This window comes from Enterococcus sp. BWB1-3, assembly GCF_016745275.1.
In the GTDB taxonomy this organism is placed as follows: Bacteria; Bacillota; Bacilli; order Lactobacillales; family Enterococcaceae; genus Enterococcus_L.
On record NZ_JADOEP010000013.1, the window covers coordinates 81633 to 99980 of the forward strand.

Sequence of the window (18348 nt, forward strand, 5' to 3'; positions counted from 1 at the left end):
GCAGTAATCGTGCTGAGTTATTCTAATGCATGTAAACAGTAAAGGCTTGAAACTATTCTTGTTAACTAAGTTAAAATTAAGAGAAGTTTCTAATCCAAGAAATGTGCAGCCAGCACGGGAGCAACTTCAATTTTTGTAGCTGCTCGTTCTTGTCATTGAAGCATACAAGTTAAAATTTTCTATCTTTGAACATCTTTTATAAACTATCTTTATTATGATTTATAACAGTGTCGAAGCACTAGTTCTCTTTACAGTGAAAATGCAAAGAGACTAGTTTATTTATGAAAACAGTTACGAGTCTTTTTCAAGAAATTTGATATACTTTGCCAAGATACAGCTTTCTATTTATTCTTCATTTGAATAGCTGCTAACAAATGTACTTACTGACGTATCAGCCCTTGAAAGTTTGTCCCGTCAAAAACGCAGTTTTCAAAATTACAAAGAAACACTGATTACGTTTTCAGCAATCAGTGTTTCCTGCATTTTTCTATTCTAATACAGTTCCAAATATTGTTCTCTTTCCCATTCAGAAACTGTCTGACGGAATGCTGCCCATTCCATTCGTTTTGCCTCAACAAAGTTTGCATAAATATGCTGTCCCAATGCATCAATCATTACATCGTCTTTCCGAAGTTCTTTAATCGCATTGTGAATAGTAGAGGGCAGATCTTCAATTTGTGCTTCTCTGCGTTCTTCTTCATTCATAATATAAATATTTCTGTCCACTGCAGCCGGCGGTATAATTTCATTTTTGATTCCATCTAAACCAGCCTGAAGCAGTACAGCCATTGTTAAATAAGGGTTCGCCGAAGGATCCACTGAACGAAGCTCTAGACGAGTTGACATCCCTCTTGATTCAGGTACCCGTACCAGAGGAGAACGGTTTCTTCCACTCCATGCTACATAAACAGGTGCTTCATATCCGGGAACTAGGCGTTTATAAGAATTCACAGTTGGATTGCAGACAGCTGTATAGGCACGTGCATGTTTTAACAAGCCGCCCAAGAAGTAATAGGCAGTCTGACTTAATTGCATCGGTCCTTCTTTATCAAAGAATGCATTTCCCTCTTCACTGAATAATGACATGTTGCAGTGCATTCCAGAACCATTAATTCCAAATAAAGGTTTTGGCATAAAGGTAGCGTGCAGTCCATGCTTTCTTGCAATCGTCTTTACTACTAATTTAAATGTCTGGATATTGTCGCAGGCTTCAACCACATCTGCATATTTGAAATCAATTTCATGCTGCCCTGGAGCTACTTCATGATGAGAGGCTTCCACTTCAAAGCCTAAGCTTTCAAGTTCCAAAACAATATCACGACGACAGTTTTCGCCCAAATCCGTTGGAGCAAAATCGAAGTATCCGCCTCTGTCATTTAAATCTGTCGTAATTTCACCATCTTCATCTAATTTGAACAGGAAAAATTCCGGCTCAGGTCCTAAGTTAAACGAAGTGAAACCCAATTCCCGCATGTCTTTCAACGCTCGCTTTAAATTCCCGCGCGGATCTCCGGCAAATGGTGTTCCGTCAGGATTATAGATATCACAAATTAAACGAGCCACTTTTCCATGGGCACTTTCCCAAGGAAAAACCATCCATGTAGATAGATCCGGATATAAATTCATGTCGCTTTCTTCAATTCTTACAAATCCTTCAATAGAGGAACCGTCAAACATCATTTTGTTGCTCAATACTTTATCAAGCTGACTGACCGGCACTTCTACATTCTTGATTGTTCCCATGATATCTGTAAACATCAATCTCAGGAAACGAACGTTTTCCTCTTCAACCATCCGCTTGATATCTTCTACACTGTTCTCTTTTTTAACCATAAATTCCCTTCACGCCCCTCATCTTTTTCTTAAAGTTATAGTTTCGGTCCTTGCGATTGGAATGGATTCTGTTGAGTAAGTCCTCCTTGAGAAAGAATCTCATCATACAGAATTTTCCGGACATCTTCGTCAGTCAAAGGCTTACTGGTATCCGTGCCGTTCTTCTGCTCTTCCAGTTTCATTGTATACACTCGTTTAATACCAGCCATGTTCAGTCCATCAGATAAATAATCTTTTATTTCTAGCAGGGTATCAATGTCATTCAATGAATACATCCGACGATTTCCTTCACTTCTTTCCGGATGTATCAAATCCTGTTCTTCATAATAACGAATCTGACGCGCAGACAGATCTGTTAATTTCATAACTGTACCAATTGGAAATACTGACATAGATCTTCTCAGTTCCTTTTCTCTCATATCCACCCCCCTCTCTTAGTTGCTATTAGGATAACAGCACTTTTTTAACTTGTCAATCATTTATGTTAGGTTTTCTAACATAAATGTTTTTTCGTTCGGTTTTAGACCACTTCTCAAAGATAAAAAATTACTTTTTCATTGAAAATATTAAGATTTCCCTACATATGAAAAAACGATGACTGGAGATATCCTTCCAATCATCGATATACTAAAAAATGTGAAAAAACCAGACCATTTTTATACTAATAGAATACTTCATTAACGGCATGTGAAACAGCAATTTTTATGTGTTCATAAGTCAGTCCGCCTTGAAGATAAATTAAACACGGAGGACGAACGGGGGCATCTGCACTCAACTCCATACTGGGTCCCTGAATAAACGTTCCGGCTGCCATGATAACATCATCTTCATAGCTCGGCATGCAGGACGGAATCGGTACGACAAATGCAGCAACTGGAGAAAACTTTTAGATCGCCTGACAAAACTTTAATCATCGCCTCTTTTTCCTTCAATCTTTCCTGCAGCAGTTTAAGCTGCGAATTTATTTTTTTATCAACTTCTTCAATTTTAGTGATCAATTCAGGATAAAAGCCTTCAGTCCAACTCATTTTCCTGTCTCCTTACCCATTTGGAATCTTTTTTCGCAAATCCGCGCACCTTATAACTATTCTCTTCTTCTGCAAATTCTTCTGACAATAGAATCGTATGCCGTTTAAGTTCGCTCAGCAGCTGTCCCTGATCAACAGCTATTTCCAGCTCATAAGGAACAAGCAGCTCCATCATTTTCTCTCTGATTCTGCCAATTAACATGTCTTTATCCTGACTGTTCTTCGCGGAAATCAGCACACTTGGAAACAAGGTTGGGGTAAAATCATCTTCCATAATCAAATCCGCCTTATTATAAACGGTTAGTACAGGAATATTTTCAAAATCAAGATCATCAAGCAGACCTGTCACTGTCTGCTCATGTTGAAGACGATTAGGAGCACTGGCGTCAACAACGTGAAGCAGGAGATCCATTTCTCTGCTTTCTTCCAGTGTAGACTGAAAGGCTTCAATCAGCTGTGTAGGCAGATCCTGAATAAATCCAACTGTATCAGTGATCGTAACCTCCATCCCATTAGGCATCTGCCATTTTTTAGTTAGCGGATCCAATGTGGCAAACAGCTGATCTTCTGAATAAGTTTTCGCAGCTGTCAGCATGTTAATAATCGTTGATTTTCCGGCATTCGTATATCCTACCAACCCAATTTGAAAGACGTCAGCATTTTGCCGCTTCTGCCTGCTTCGTTCTCTATGTGCAGCAACTTCTTTTAATTCTCTTTTGATAATGGTAATTTTATTGCGAATATGCCTTCGATCGGACTCCAATTTGGTTTCTCCAGGTCCTCTCGTTCCGATCCCGCCGCCCAGCCGGGACAAATGCAAACCTTGTCCTACCAGTCGCGGCAATAGATAATTCAACTGAGCCAGCTCTACTTGAAGTTTTCCCTCTTTTGAGCGTGCCCGAAGAGCAAAAATATCTAAAATCAGCTGTACTCTGTCGATAACTCTTATCCCAAGAGCCTCTGCAAGCTGCTGGTTTTGTCTGGGGGTTAACTCATGATTAAAAATCACCAAATCTGCTTCATGGGCATCTGAAAAGTTAATAAGCTCCTCTAATTTCCCCTTGCCGATAACTGTATGCCGATCTACTCGAGGACGCTTTTGAGTCAAACAGAAAACGACTTCTCCTTGTGCTGTCTCTGTTAGTTTTTTTAATTCCTGCATTGAATAATCAAATTGACGAGTATTTGCTTCCGTTTCTACACCAACCAGAATCACTCGTTCTTTTCCATTCTCCATAGTTTCTTCCTCTCTATTGATCGAGCCATTGGGCAACGGATCGTTCCAAATCAGGTAATTTTTCTGGGTGCATGACCAGATCAATCCAATGAGCAGTCATTCGATTTTTAAACCATGTCAGCTGTCGTTTCGCATACCTTCGTGAATTTTGTTTTACCTGACCAACCGCTTCCTCTAGCTGAAGCTGCTGATCAAAATACGGGAAAAATTCCTTATAGCCAATACCCTGAGCAGCCTGTACAGACCTGTTTTGATCCATCAGCTTTGCTTCCCTCAAGAGCCCTTGTTCCATCATTAGTTCCACTCGCTGATTAATTCGTTCATAAAGGATTTCCCTCTCCGTTTCCAAGCCAATCAGAAAATAATCATATACTGGCTTTGGCTTTTCTTTCGGTGACGTGATACTGTAACCTGTTGTCTCAAACACTTCCAGTGCCCGGATGACCTTTTTCCGGTTATTGAAGTGGATGACCTCTGCCGCTTTCAAATCTTTCTCTTTCAGCAGCTGCCATAAAGCTTCATTGCTATTGTTCTCAGCATATTCTTCATATTTTTCACGAATAGCAGAAGTTTCCGGCTCGTTTTGTCCGCCCAATTGAAAATCATACAGCAATGCCTGAATGTACAAGCCTGTACCGCCAACAATAATCGGTAGTTTGCCCTTAGCAGTAATCTCTTCTATGTATTTCCTGCCTTCACACTGGAAATCAGCCGCAGAGTAACTTTCAGTTATTTCACGGCAGTCAATCAAATAATGAGGAATACTCTTTTTTTCCTGCTCTGTCACTTTGGCTGTTCCAATATCCAGTTGACGGTAAACCTGCATGGAATCTCCGCTGACAATTTCACCATTAAATTTTTCTGCCAAATATATGCTCAATGCTGTCTTGCCAACTGCTGTCGGTCCTGTAATTGCCAGTACTTTCTTCATCTTTACTGTCCTTTTCTTTTTTCTCAATTCTTCAAAAGAACCGGGTAGTACTCATTCTAGAAATACTCCCGGCATTAAACTGCACTTCTGTCATTGCTCGTCAAAAGTTCTTTCACAACAATTAGCATCTTGTTCAAGAGTTTCCGTCTCTAAACATCCATTTCTCTGCACAAACCCAATGTAATTTCATCACTTATAAGCGTACTGTGAAATCTCCGCCGCTTACTGTTAAGTTCGGGTTATAAAACGGATCATTTTCTACATAGTCTGGCCATCTTCTTCTGAATCGTTCTGCTTCCTGCAGGAATCGTTCTTGCTTTTCCGGTGTATCTTCATAGCCTCTGGACTGTGATTCATAGTGATAAAGTTCCGTATCCGCTGCAAACACATTGTATTTACCCAGCTCGTCGTAAACGCGGATACATAAATCCACATCGTTATACGCTACAACAAACTCTTCATCGAAACCGTTCAGCTGGTCAAAATCAGTCTTTTTAATCATCACACAGGCTGCAGTAACTGCCAGATAATCTGTATTTACAACCAGCTTTCCGAAGTAGCCGAAATCCCCTTTAGGGTATGTATGATGCCCATGTCCGGCAACTCCGCCCAGTCCGACAATAACACCGGCATGCTGAATCGTATTATTCTCATAATAGAGCTTTGCCCCAACTGTTCCCACATGGTCAAACTGTGCCAGTGAAACCATATTGGTCAGCCAATTCATATTGATAACTTTCGTATCATTATTTAAAAACAAGAGATACTTTCCTTTTGCTTCTTTCGCCGCAAGATTATTGATTTTCGAAAAATTGAACGGAATATCAATTGACAGTTTTGTAAAACGATCTCCAAGCATTGTTTCATAATGACTGTAGAGCTCTTCCATCTGTGCCTCATCACTGCCATTATCTGCAACAATAATTTCAAAATTGGGATACTCTGTTTTCTCAACAATTGAATCTACACATCTTTTAAGATCCTTATAACCATTTCTTGTAGGAATAATGATTGACACCATTTCTTTTTCAGGAATATCATAAGTTACCCGATACAGTCCGTTAGCTGCACCAGATTCCACAGATCCGGCAATCCCTCTTCTGTTTAATGCTTCCTGCAGTGCTTTCTGACCAGCCAGGAAGGCATAGTTTTTTGAGCCCTGATTCGCTGCAGTAGAGGTATCCAGCATTCGCCAATGATAGAGTACTTTTGGAATATGAGCAATAGTTTCCGGTGCTGTTTTTTCAGTAAATCGTAAGACCAGATCATAGTCCTGAGCCCCTTCAAAACCCTCACGCAGTCCGCCGATTTCTTCAATAATCGAACGACGGTAAACACCTAAATGAGAAATGTAGTTCGTTCCCATCAACAGATCCGGAGACCATTGAGGCTTAAATGCCGGATCAGAACGTGTACCGGATTCATCAATTTTATCTTCATCTGTATAAATTAAGTTTAATTCCGGATGCTCATTTAATAATGCAGCAACCTCATATAATGCATTCGGAGCAAGCTCATCATCATTATCCAACAGTGCCACAAATTCTCCCTCAGCAATTTCCAATGCTGAATTTGTAGCTTTGCAAATATGACCATTTTCTTTTCTAAAGACAACTTTGATTCTGCTGTCTGACTTTTCATAGGCAGCCAAAGCATCCAGCAGCTCTTTATTTGTCGAAGCATCGTCTGCTATGCATAGCTCCCAGTTTGTGTAGGTCTGATCTTTAATTGACTGTATGCACTTATCCAGCCATCTAACTTCCACATTGTATACCGGTATGACAACTGAAATAAGAACCTGATTCTTTAATTCAGCTGTTTGCTGTAAAGGCTGTTCATTTTTCTCAATCCATTCCAAATACTTATCATTCGTTTTCTGCTGCTCAATTCGAACTCTGCGATACGTATTCAACAAACCGTTTCTTTTGAGATAGCCAAAACCCTTTTTTACTTTTCTGAAATACTGCTTCCATTTGTCTTTATTGACAGACTGTTTAAGATTGGCATAGTTCTTTTCCAAATCAATCGTCTGAGTGACCGTTTCTTCTGCGTTTGAAAAAAGAAGAACTGCCTCCCCTTTAAAAGACTGCACTGTTAAAGTAATACTGAAACCAACAGAGACATAGGGCGGAAGATCATAAATCCCTATTACGTCTCCTCTAGGTGCCAGTCCTATTTTGCTGGAAACAATCTCTGCTGTCTTTTTCACTTCAATTTGCGGATTTTTTTTACTGAGCATATCTATCGCCCAGCCCATAATTGTTATCTCTTTTTTTTGTTTGTCTTTATAAATGTTATCAATATTCACGAGGATTTTTTGTTCATTAGCCATTTATTCGTTCCTTTTCTATAAGTTTATTCTATTCATAGATTACAGTGTTTTATGAGCAAAGTCCAATTCAATCATTTAAATGTCAAACGAAGCCGAAATTGTGCTTATCTGCTCGTCTTCCAACAGACTAAACAGGCATCCGCCGAACTTAAATGAACAGTCGCTTTGTTGTGATTTCCAGTTCAAGGAATAACATACTGATTTATTTTATCATCAATTGAATACTTTGAGAAGAAATGGTTTGTTTTGAGTTTACCCATTTCCCACTAAAAACTCCATTATATCAGTAGTTAAAGAAGCTGTTTTATAAACAAATGAAGTACTGTTAGTTCAACAATTTTCTGTATTATTTTCAACAATTTTGGGTAAATTCAAAATGGTTTGTTCCTTTTAGCCCAAAAAAGATGTTCCTTAAAAATCAATTTCACTGCTAAACAAAAGAACTTTATCTACAAAGATTTTCTTTTGCGTAAATTCTTTTCTTCTACACAAAAGCACCTGTGATCTGAACCCGATTACGGGTGGATTCACAGGTGCTTTACTATCGCTCCTATCGCTTCCTTCTGAATTAATAGACAGAAGAAAGTTTATTCATTTACAGGAGAAAGATCCTTTTTCTTTACTTTTTCTTTTACTAATTCAGCTTACTTTAACAATAATAAAATTATCAATTACTTCAACTCCAAATTCCACAGGAGAGTCTTTCAGTGTGCTTTTATTTTGCCAATAATCCAGGTATTCTTCCCTCGAAGGGCTTTGGTAAGTCATCCCCATAATTTTCATGATCTCCATCACATTCGCATTAACGTCATAGGAACCCAGATTCGGTGATGCACCAAATTGAAACATCGAAACACCAACGAGTTCATTGTTCCCCTGTATGTTAAACATATTTTCAGAAGGAGAAGTTCCGATGATGACAAGCTTATATGAAGAAGCGTTCTCCAGCTCGAGATTTTTAATTACCTGATCGATTTGAATCATTTTTCTTTGATCCTCTTCAAAGGTCATCTGTTCAGAAAACAGCAGATTGCTGGTCGTTTTGATTTGGGAAAATGTTAAAAGCAGGACAATGACAAGAACAATCCTTTTCAATACTTTTCTTTGATAGAATAAGCTGGCATAAAAGAGTAAGAATGCAGCAACAAATGGATATTGCGGCACCATACTTCTTGGTAGCGGATTTGTCCCCATGGCAATGACAACCCCAAAACCTGATACTAAAATCGTTGTCATACAAATAAAAGCAGTCAATCTATTTTTATCTCTTTTTTTCAAAAATAAAACTGCAATTGGCAATAATAAAATTACGGCAATTAAAATACTGTAGCTATAGGTGGGCTTACTGTGTATGTCTGAGGTTAAAAATACAATATTCCTCATTGCCTTAAGAAGAGAAATCACACCTTCTTTTATAGAAAGGTCATCCCAGACAATCATCCCCAAAGCACGCCCTCTTCTTGGAATCTCCAAGATTGTTCCAACTATTTTATCAGCTACAAAATAAAGTATTGTGCTGACAGCCAAAACAATGATATAAGGCAGAGAACGCTTAAACAAGGTTGTAAACCGGTATTCTGTATTCTCTGTAAAACTATTGTAGATTTCCAACAACAAGACTGCCGCAGTAATCGCTGCAAAAAACAGAACAAAAGATTGATACACTGAAATTGCCAGACCCGCCATAAGAACAGACAATATCCAGTAAATTATCTTTTGCCACCTTATCTCTGTTTCAATCGTTAATAAAATAACGGCGGATACAACTAAAAACATCCCTAAAGCAAATTCAAAATTTTGTAAGACAAAATAAAACTGATAGACAAAAATTTGACTGGTCAAAAATAGACTGGGAATAATGTATAAATGATACTTTACTTCTTTTGAAGTAATTGTTTTTGAAAACAGATAACATAACAAAAAAGAGGATAGTGCAAACAATAAAAAACACAGAAAATTAATTAGATAGATATTCGTATAAGCGCCCCAAAGACTTTTCTTTAAAAATACCTCACCAAATCTGCCAATGGAAATCCAGTGTATTAAGTATCTTGGATAATTGGAGATATAAATATTTGTATCCATCCCAAATGCATGATTGACAATTTTTATCCCGTAAACACCAAAAGTGAGTACAAATGTGAAGACAGTCAATCCGATATTTTTCTTAGTAAATACCAAAATTTTTTTTATTTCCAAACTCATAGCACCACGCATCTCTTTCTTCTTTTTTTCTGATATAAATAGGGCATGACATTAGCATGTCCCAGCTTCCTAAAGCCAAATAAACGATGTTCCAGTCTTTGCATACCGAGGATCGGAACAAAGTCCTTCAATTCTTAGCGGCTCTGCCGTTTAGAAAGTGATTAGATCGAAACGAAGTGTAGTGTAGTGAGAACCGTAAACGCAAAGGCAACTCTTCTACGCTTCGCTACGCATACAATCCTACTAGATTAAGTGAGCTGGTTTCATTCAAGAAATACTTGTCGAAACTAAGCAGACCATCTCACTGGATTGTTCCTAAAAAATGGGGACGACACAGTAGAGCCAGCACTTGCATGGGCTAAACTATGCCGAATAATCTCAAAAATATAGAAAGCTCTATGTATACAACCAGTTATTTCTCCCTATGTAAATCTTTCTGCTGCATCAGTCAGTCCTTTACTTTTAAAAGACTTTCCTGCTTTCTCCAGACAAACAAATATATTTAGTCCAGCAAACAATTCAATTCCTGCTATTTCCCAAACAAAAATGTACGCCTAAAATCATCTGGAAATGTATCTGTTGAATACACGATGAACAGTCATGGCAATCCCCGACGAATTTCTTGTCCAAATTCTGTTGGTCTGTTCAACATTTCAAATTTCTCTTGTCCAGTATATCCTATTCAACTTCAGAAGTATTGTTCTGTCCATAGAATAAGTTATTTTCAAGTACACAGCTTTCGGCGCACCTTTTTTCTGCTAAAGAAATCACAGAGTATCCATCCAGACTTTGCGTATTTCTTATTTTGGAAAAACAGACCAGTAAAAATTGCTCCTTAAAAGAAAGAGAAGGCTTCTCATATCTTTTAAGAAAACAATTTAGCTGCTGTTTCTATAAATTTCTCATATTTGTATAATCCAGATTAACTAAATTTTATTGAAAAATCCTGTGTTTCCAAAGAAAGATTTATATTGTAATAAGGATCCCCTTCAGCCAGTATCTCCGGCCATTTATTTTGAAAAACAGCAATCTCATTCTGGAATCGTTGAATTTTTTCAGGGGTATCTTCTGCCCCTCTTGACTTGGACTCATAATGATAGAGCTCTGCATACGGATTGTATACAACCAACTTGCCGATTTTTCGGACTTTCAGGCAGAAATCGATATCATTGAAAGCAACAGCTAATTCTTCTGAAAATCCATGTACCTGTTCAAAGACATCCCTTCTTACCATCATACAGGCAGCAGTAACTGCACTATAATTTTGTGCAATAATAATTCGATTGAAGTAGCCGTTTTCTGTAGGTTTCTGATTAACAAATGTATGACCGGCAATTCCGCCAAATCCGACAACTACTCCTGCATGCTGAATCGTACCATCAGGATAGTAGAGTCTTGATCCAACAACACCAACATCTTCTCTCATCGCATAATTAAGCAACTCTTCAATTGTTTCAGGACTGATAATCTCCACATCATTATTTAAAAACAAATAGTATTCTCCTTCAGCACGGGAGACACCAAAATTGTTAATGGCAGAATAGTTAAATGAACCTGTATAAGTAACAACCTTGACTTGTGGAATCTCTTTTTTTAACTGTTCATAATATTCGAATGTTGAATCCTGTGTGCTGTTATTTTCAACAATGACATATTCAATGTTTTTATACGTACTTTTCTCCTGAATAGAGTTAATACATAAGGACAAATCATCAATATGATCCTTGTTGGGAATAATAATTGATACTAGCGGATCTGAGTTTCTTTTCATACAGGTACGGTATAAACCGAAATATTTTCCTTTTTCAACAACAGCTGGAATGCCTAAACGGTCATAATGCGCCTGAACAGCTTTTCTTCCTGCTTCAACAGCATACATCTTACTTTCCGGGTTTTCCGCAGTTGAATCTTCTGAAAGACGCCAGTGATACAGAATCTTGGGAATATGATAAATATGTTTTGTTGCCTCTGAACATCTTAAGATAAAATCATGATCCTGTGCTCCGTCGTATTCGGAGCGTAGCATGCCAACCTCGTCTATAATGTTTCTTTTTACCACTAAAAAATGACAAATATAATTTAGTGAACACAGCATATCGACACTAAAATCTGGTTTAAAATGGGGATGCACATATTGATTATCTCCATAGACTTTATCCTCATCAGAGTAGATCATTTCTGCATTAGGATGCTGGTTAATCAGCAGGACATTTTCGTATAATGCATTCGGCGTCAGGGTATCATCATGATCGGCAAATGCAATAAATTCACCTGAAGCTACCTTAATGGCTTCATTTGTATTATCAGAGATATGAAGCTGCTTTTCATTATACACTACTTTAATCCTTGGATCGCTTTTTTCAAAATTCTCCAGTATCGATCTGATTGGAGAATTCTTTCCGCTGCCGTCAGAAAGACAAAGCTCCCATTTTTCATAGGATTGTGTTTTCACTGAATCAATTAGCTGGTTAAGATAATACTCAGATGTTTTATACAGCGGAACAACAATACTGATTAGCGGCTGCTTCTCAAAGACATGTTTTCTCTGATTACTCAGTTCGTTTTTATCAGGCAGATGGAGATTACTCCACTCCTTGTAATTTACCGGTCTTGGTGAACTCGAATCAAGACGATGCCTAATTTTTCTAAAAGCAGCTTTCAGCATCGAGCCAAGTCCTTCTGTTTTAATGACCAGCTTAGCCTTTTCAATTAGTGCCTTCACACGTTCTTTTCTGTAATAATTCTTATTGAGATGAAGAACCTCCGTTGTTTCAAACATACCGTCACTAAAGGTTAAATAGCCTGTTTTCGGATTTCCAAGACTGAAGATAATAACAAATCCATTATCTGCCGGCAAGTCATATTCTGGAAAAAGAGCCAGTATATCTCTGCGTTTTACCCACTCGAGATCATAGTTAATTGGTTTGTTTTTTTTGTCAAGCAGCTTTATTTCCACAGGCCGATCTGAAACCATCCATCCTTCAATTCTATAAGTCATTGTCACGAAATCAATTTCCGACTTATCATAGTAGACCTGAACTGGCTCTCTTCTTTTCAGTAAAGCTGGAATGCCGATTTCACAACACAGTTCTTCTTTGCCTTTTCCCTGACTGTAAATCTTCAAACTATGATAATCGTTTAAATCATCTGGGAGAACAATAGTTATTTTAACAAAGCGACCAATAGAATTATCCTGAACCTCATGAGGCTCTTCCAGTGCATGAGCTAATGTCTGATCATCCAGTTTAACATTTATTGTATGACCCGTTTTCAGCCAGGCATCGATAATATATTTCGTTTTATCCTTTAAATGAAAACGATCATTTCTTATCCAAAAACTATTTTCCACTGTTTCTTTCTCCTCGTTTCCTGTCGGTCAGGCTTTTCCAAACATGCTCCTGAATTTCTCATAAGCCTTCCAGATCTTGGTATTCTTCATATTCTCTATCTGCTGATCTCTGTTGGCAATGATTCCCTGATAATTCTCAATCTCAGCATTTTTCTGGTTTGTCTGGTCTTCTAAATGGACAATCTCCGCTTCTTTTGTCTGCAGAATTTCTTCCACTCTTCTTCTTGAAGCAATCATATCCCCAAACATTTCATGTTCTTCCTGAGATAAAAACTCCAAGTTAAACGACAATGTCAGATTTGCAACATCTTTTAGCCCGCCAAAAACCATCTGAGGATCATTATCTAGAAAAACGAACTGATCTTCTTTGACAGGAATCCCATTTGTATAATCAATTGCTCTTTTATTGCCAAAATTATCTTTTACAATTAATTCGCTTATAATACACGGACGATCACTAGGATCGAAGCGGAAAAACTGCGTTGCCTTCTGCAGATCAACTTCAAGTCTGCCGGGTTTTTCAATATCCTGAAGAACTGTATAGGACTTCTCTTCTGAAAACACGCCTTCTTCACTGAAGAAAACCTGAAGATGATTTTCCTTCTTGCTTTTTTCTGTCATATAAATTGCTTTTAAATCTATACTGCCCGGAGAAATTTTGTCATGCATCTCTCTTATCGGAACAAGAACTTTTCTATTGGACTGGTCTGTCAGCAGATATTCCGTTTGGAAATGCAGCTCCATTCTCGCATATATTTCACATTCAGTTTCTGAAATGTCTGCTTTTTTCATCAAATCAAGAGAAAGCAGCTTTTGTCTAAACGTACTTGTATAAATTAAGTAGTGTAAAATACGGTAAACAACAAAATTAATTGGAATTGGAAAATCAAATGTCCATTCATAATCTACAATTGTCCATCTATCTCCCAAAATTACATTGTTCAATACCATATCAATATCAGTAATTTCTGAACAAATCATCTCTTCCGGAAATTCTTCATGGCCAAATACTTCGATAAACGCATCTGTTAGCTTAAACGGTATTTTATTTTTTACACTTTTTACTTTATCCAAATATAAAAACAGAAGCTCTAAAAATTTATCTGTATTATCCCCTTGAAGCAGTTGAGTCAACTCATGCTCCAATGTAAACATTGAAAGATATTCCAAGGATACCCCTTCATCATTCAGGATACATTCGTTCATAACCAATCCGGTTTCAAAATAGATTGCATTTAGTGATTCATACCACTTATAGATATTCTCAATGTGTGCTCTGCCTTCCGGATACAAGTTCTTCTTGACAACAGTATAGTTTTTATATTCATCCACAAGAATATCCGTGCGTATGGCAAACTGACGAGCTCTTTCGTTTGAGTATTTACTGTAAGCAATTTTTTTCATATTACTCATCTCCTTCCAGGATAATCAGAAAAGAGTTTGAGAACAATGGAAAAAGACCACTGGCAATCAGACTGTCATAAGCCTTTATCTCATCAAACGCATTCACTCTCAGGCGGTCGTAGTTTTGATGAATATGCAGACTTCCTGCCTGAGGCAAATAATCATCCGAAAAAATGTAAAGAGGCAGCTTATAATCCGGATACGGATAATAAAAATCAGCGATTGGAAAACCCGCCTCCTTCAAAACAGTAGTCAACTCCTGTTTTGAAAACGTCTCTGCTAAGCCGCCATGCTGATACCCTTCAATTCCATCAAATAAAATTCCTGAATGATCCTCTACACAGCCAGCAAAGTACTTCAGACCCAGACGGTTTTCGATGGCAATCACAATTTTCCCATTGGGCTTAAGATGTTTTTTAATGATTTTTAGGAAATCAACATAAGGATTGTCAGAAGATATGTATGCTTTCCCATACTCAAATACACCAATTAAAGTGATCCAGTCGTATTTTTCAGTTAATGATGCCTCTACATCCTGAAAATTTCCCAGTTTAATAGTGATATTGTCCTTTTCTTTATTTCTTGTAGCATTAATCAGACTTCTTTTTTTGGATAAGTCAATGCAGTCCACTTTAGCTGCTTTTTGACTCAATACACCAGTAACTGCACCACAGCCGGCACCAATCTCCAAAACGGACTGTTTTTTTTCAATTGGCAGCCACTCAACAATATTTCCACGCAGGTGAGACAAATGATACAGGATAGCCCAGTCTTCACTATCGTTGATTATCTCATTATAATTTTCTTCTGGATATGTTTCCACTATATCCAATAATCGGTCCTCTATAGCGCCATCACTATAATAATCTTCACCAGGATAATGTGTTTCATCAATTTGGACTTTTCCTATAAATTCATTCATTTCCTACTTTCCTTTCTGAACGACTAACTATCTCTTACAGTAATTTGGGAATCTGTATCGAAGAAACCAACTGTATCTTTAGAAGAAACGACCGTTATGTTACAGATGTCGTACAATCTGTGATACACGTCAAATTCTCCCTGTGGATATCCTGTACAGCCTAGTGACAACAAGTATTCCCCACCCTGAATAGTCATTTTTTGAGTAAAGGAAATTTCCACTTCGCTGTTTTTTCTTCGCGCATTCATCTCTACTTTTTCAAACATTGAGTTCGTTCCGGTTATTTCAGTTCCCTTTAAATCCTTAATAGTGAAGGCATAGATGGCATCCTCCAGATCCTTATGAAACTTTACCTTCATCTTAATGGTAAACTCACTGAATTTCTCAATTGCATTGGTTGGCAGTCCAGTTTCATCCAGAACAGTAAAATCAATGATTTCCACCAGCTTATTTCCATATTCCAGAACCTCTGGATTAATTGGAAATGGTTTGTCCCAGCCATTTGTTTTTTCAACTGAATCACTATTCAACTTCTCGATATCATTTTGGTCAGGATCTTCTTCGTAAGCTAGTTCCCCTTCTTGCTTCACTAAAACTTTTTTAAACAAATCCACCATTTCTCTGGGTTTGCCTTCAGCCAGCTTTTCCCCGTTATTAAGTAAAACAACTCGATCACAGTATTTTGAGATACTGCCCAGATCGTGACTGACTAACAAAATGGTTTTTCCATTTTGTCGAAATTCTTCAATTTTTTTATAGCACTTCGCTTGGAAGAAAACATCCCCAACAGAAAGTGCTTCATCGACAATTAAAATTTCCGGCTCTATATTAATAGCTACCGCAAAAGCCAATCGCACAAACATCCCACTGGAATAGGATTTAACTGGTTGATGAATATAGTCTCCGATATCCGCAAAACTCAAAATATTGTCCATTTTAGCTTCAATTTCTTCTCTGGTGAAACCCATCATTGTTCCATTCAAAAATACGTTTTCCAGTCCGGAATATTCGGGATTAAATCCCGCTCCCAGTTCGAGCAGTGCAGAGATTCTTCCATTTACCGTCACACTGCCGCTTGTAGGATTTAAAACGCCTGTTATTATTTTCAGGCAGGTTGATTTACCAGAGCCGTTTGTCCCTATGATTCCAATTGTTTCCCCTTTGTTCACCTGAAAACTGACATCATTCAAAGCATAATGTTTACTCGAATTAACTTTTAACCCCAACGCTTCTTTCAAACGATCTGAAGGTCTATCATAAAGAGTATAGACTTTATTTAAATTTTCTACAGTAATTACACTGTCTGACATATTTATTCTCCTTACTAAAATGAGTGTTCACTCTATAAATAAATAGATACTCATTATCCAACTAAATCCGGCATAATTATTTTTTTACTGATTCGGCACCCATCTTTGTGAATTTACAGGACATCAGCAAAATGTATTCTTAGCTTTTTGAACAGGCTCATCCCTATTAAGAACAGAAGTAACGTAACTGCCCAAAAATAGAGCGTCCAGCTAGGATACTCCCAAAAACCAATATGATTAATTAATGTTGTTCGATAGCCATTTACGACATAATAAATAGGATTAAGTCTTAGCAGATATCCCAGTTTACTTGTATCAGAAATCCCCATATCCGACAAGCCCCACATAATAGGTGTCATCCAAATACCCACCTGCAGAACGATGTTAATAATCTGAGTCAAGTCTCTGAAAAAAATAACCAGTGAACTTGTTATATAGGAAATAGCTAGAATAAAACAGAAAATACAGAAACTATAATAAATAATTTGAAAATAGTACAGAGTCGGCATTATCCCATAGATTAAATACAACAATATAACAAACATCAAAAAGAAGATGTGGATAAAAAAAGCGGACATCACTTTTACTACTGGTAAGACACTTATTTTGAAAACAACTTTTTTTACAAGATAATTATACTCGAGAAATGTGGTTGTTCCAGAATTGATACCTTCCTGAACAAAAAACCATGGAACCAAACCAGTAACCAACCACAAAACATACGGTACCCCTCTGTCAGCACTACTTTTAAATACTGTACCAAACACAAACCAGTACACGAGTATTGTTGTAACTGGTTGGATAAACGCCCACATTATCCCAAAATAAGACCCTGCATATTTTGTTTTGAAGTCATTAATTGATAACGTCATAATTAATTTACGATTCTGGTAAAGCTCTTTTGGTATTGCAAATAGTCTTTTTATCATTTGTCTATTCAATCTCCTAAACTACTTTTCCTTATCCTTACATTAGGTCACATCTGAAAACTATAGAGGAATTCGAACCACCAAAGTTTTCAAATAATTCCTAAGTTGAACGTCGATAAATTATATCATTAATTTACAGTACAGGCAATTTTGCTCTGATACTTCTTAAATCTTTTTAAAAATTCCAAACTACTCTATAATATACACATTGTTGCTGGTGTATTATAGAATAGAAAATCTTTTTTCAATCTGTTGGAGGAACCTCAAACAACTACTCTAACTTCATGACAAGCTTTGATTAATCAGAAAGCTGCAGCTTATCTGTATAGAATATCACAAATTAAAACTTCAGATCAGCGTACACACGTTTTTATCAGGTTGAGTGATAAAGGCTTCTGCTTTGTATGGCTAAAATTTGAATTGATTGCAGAAGTAGAATCAAGTAAAATAGGGGAAGTGTTTTAAAATTAGTAGTGAAAGCAGGAAAGTTGATGAATAATGAGTGATTACTTTTATTATACCCATATAGAATTACGAAAACTATTTATCCTACCTACATTAATCTGAATATTTGAAACCTACCACTAGAATATTCCGATAACTTGAATCGTGTATAGAGCAATTATTAGACAGAACTATTTTAATTCGTTCAAGATACTAGCGCTCTGACAATGTTATAAATTAGGATAGAGGTATTTTAATCGAACTCTTGCATCCGTGTAGTAAATTGCCAATCTACCCCTTTATTTAGCTGATTCCGAGCCGTTTCCCACGCACTTAGAAGCTGATTCAACCGATCAAGTGTTGGAATTCGTCTCCCTAAACATTGTTTAGTCATCACATTATTCTCAATTTTGGCTTATTTTAC

General features: G+C 37.2%; 14 protein-coding genes. All 14 read right to left on the bottom strand.

Annotated elements, in window-relative coordinates:
• Positions 1-492: 492 nt before the first annotated feature.
• The 14 genes from glnA to IW492_RS10485 all read right to left on the bottom strand — a co-directional run bounded on the left by glnA (position 493) and on the right by IW492_RS10485 (position 18318).
• Positions 493-1833 carry a type I glutamate--ammonia ligase gene (gene glnA / locus IW492_RS10420; protein ID WP_202067560.1) on the bottom strand — a complete coding sequence of 447 codons (1341 nt, stop codon included), beginning with the start codon at positions 1831-1833 and terminating at the stop codon, positions 493-495.
• 35 nt (positions 1834-1868) lie between these two features.
• Positions 1869-2252 carry a MerR family transcriptional regulator gene (locus IW492_RS10425; RefSeq protein WP_202067561.1) on the bottom strand — a complete coding sequence of 128 codons (384 nt, stop codon included), beginning with the start codon at positions 2250-2252 and terminating at the stop codon, positions 1869-1871.
• A 242-nt stretch (positions 2253-2494) separates the two neighbouring features.
• Entirely contained in the window at positions 2495-2674 is a 180-nt protein-coding gene (locus IW492_RS10430) for a methionine gamma-lyase family protein (protein ID WP_202067562.1), read from the bottom strand.
• Positions 2661-2861, bottom strand: a complete 201-nt coding sequence (locus IW492_RS10435; RefSeq protein WP_202067563.1) for a hypothetical protein — start codon at positions 2859-2861, stop codon at positions 2661-2663. The genes IW492_RS10430 and IW492_RS10435 overlap by 14 nt, the downstream gene beginning before the upstream one ends.
• On the bottom strand, positions 2848-4098 hold the full coding sequence (gene hflX / locus IW492_RS10440) for a GTPase HflX (RefSeq protein ID WP_202067564.1): 1251 nt from the start codon (positions 4096-4098) through the stop codon (positions 2848-2850). Before hflX ends, IW492_RS10435 begins: the two co-directional genes overlap by 14 nt.
• Positions 4099-4111: 13 nt before the next feature.
• The gene (gene miaA, locus IW492_RS10445; RefSeq protein ID WP_202067565.1) at positions 4112-5029 is read right to left on the bottom strand and encodes a tRNA (adenosine(37)-N6)-dimethylallyltransferase MiaA; all 918 of its coding nucleotides are present in this window, start codon (positions 5027-5029) and stop codon (positions 4112-4114) included.
• 193 nt (positions 5030-5222) lie between these two features.
• On the bottom strand, positions 5223-7286 hold the full coding sequence (locus IW492_RS10450) for a glycosyltransferase family 2 protein (RefSeq protein WP_442896327.1): 2064 nt from the start codon (positions 7284-7286) through the stop codon (positions 5223-5225).
• 714 nt (positions 7287-8000) lie between these two features.
• Positions 8001-9560, bottom strand: a complete 1560-nt coding sequence (locus tag IW492_RS10455) for a glucosyltransferase domain-containing protein (protein WP_202067567.1) — start codon at positions 9558-9560, stop codon at positions 8001-8003.
• A gap of 928 nt (positions 9561-10488) precedes the next feature.
• Complete coding sequence (locus IW492_RS10460) at positions 10489-12915, bottom strand: glycosyltransferase family 2 protein (protein ID WP_202067568.1); 2427 nt, start codon at positions 12913-12915, stop codon at positions 10489-10491.
• Positions 12916-12942: 27 nt separating this feature from the next.
• Positions 12943-14319 (bottom strand): hypothetical protein, encoded by a 1377-nt coding sequence (locus tag IW492_RS10465; RefSeq protein ID WP_202067569.1) that lies wholly within the window; start codon positions 14317-14319, stop codon positions 12943-12945.
• Position 14320: 1 nt separating this feature from the next.
• Positions 14321-15241 carry a class I SAM-dependent methyltransferase gene (locus IW492_RS10470; RefSeq protein ID WP_202067570.1) on the bottom strand — a complete coding sequence of 307 codons (921 nt, stop codon included), beginning with the start codon at positions 15239-15241 and terminating at the stop codon, positions 14321-14323.
• A 23-nt stretch (positions 15242-15264) separates the two neighbouring features.
• Positions 15265-16551 carry an ABC transporter ATP-binding protein gene (locus tag IW492_RS10475; RefSeq protein WP_202067571.1) on the bottom strand — a complete coding sequence of 429 codons (1287 nt, stop codon included), beginning with the start codon at positions 16549-16551 and terminating at the stop codon, positions 15265-15267.
• A 113-nt stretch (positions 16552-16664) separates the two neighbouring features.
• Entirely contained in the window at positions 16665-17480 is an 816-nt protein-coding gene (locus tag IW492_RS10480; protein ID WP_202067572.1) for an ABC transporter permease, read from the bottom strand.
• A 697-nt stretch (positions 17481-18177) separates the two neighbouring features.
• Entirely contained in the window at positions 18178-18318 is a 141-nt protein-coding gene (locus tag IW492_RS10485) for a hypothetical protein (protein WP_202067573.1), read from the bottom strand.
• Positions 18319-18348: the final 30 nt, after the last annotated feature.

Coding starts and splice junctions, on each gene's coding strand:
- glnA (WP_202067560.1), bottom strand. CDS start 1,833: ATGGTTAAAAAAGAGAACAGTGTAGAAGATATCAAGCGGATGGTTGAA.
- IW492_RS10425 (WP_202067561.1), bottom strand. CDS start 2,252: ATGAGAGAAAAGGAACTGAGAAGATCTATGTCAGTATTTCCAATTGGT.
- IW492_RS10430 (WP_202067562.1), bottom strand. CDS start 2,674: ATGCCGAGCTATGAAGATGATGTTATCATGGCAGCCGGAACGTTTATT.
- IW492_RS10435 (WP_202067563.1), bottom strand. CDS start 2,861: ATGAGTTGGACTGAAGGCTTTTATCCTGAATTGATCACTAAAATTGAA.
- hflX (WP_202067564.1), bottom strand. CDS start 4,098: ATGGAGAATGGAAAAGAACGAGTGATTCTGGTTGGTGTAGAAACGGAA.
- miaA (WP_202067565.1), bottom strand. CDS start 5,029: ATGAAGAAAGTACTGGCAATTACAGGACCGACAGCAGTTGGCAAGACA.
- IW492_RS10450 (WP_442896327.1), bottom strand. CDS start 7,286: ATGGGCTGGGCGATAGATATGCTCAGTAAAAAAAATCCGCAAATTGAA.
- IW492_RS10465 (WP_202067569.1), bottom strand. CDS start 14,319: ATGAAAAAAATTGCTTACAGTAAATACTCAAACGAAAGAGCTCGTCAG.
- IW492_RS10470 (WP_202067570.1), bottom strand. CDS start 15,241: ATGAATGAATTTATAGGAAAAGTCCAAATTGATGAAACACATTATCCT.
- IW492_RS10475 (WP_202067571.1), bottom strand. CDS start 16,551: ATGTCAGACAGTGTAATTACTGTAGAAAATTTAAATAAAGTCTATACT.
- IW492_RS10480 (WP_202067572.1), bottom strand. CDS start 17,480: ATGATAAAAAGACTATTTGCAATACCAAAAGAGCTTTACCAGAATCGT.
- IW492_RS10485 (WP_202067573.1), bottom strand. CDS start 18,318: ATGACTAAACAATGTTTAGGGAGACGAATTCCAACACTTGATCGGTTG.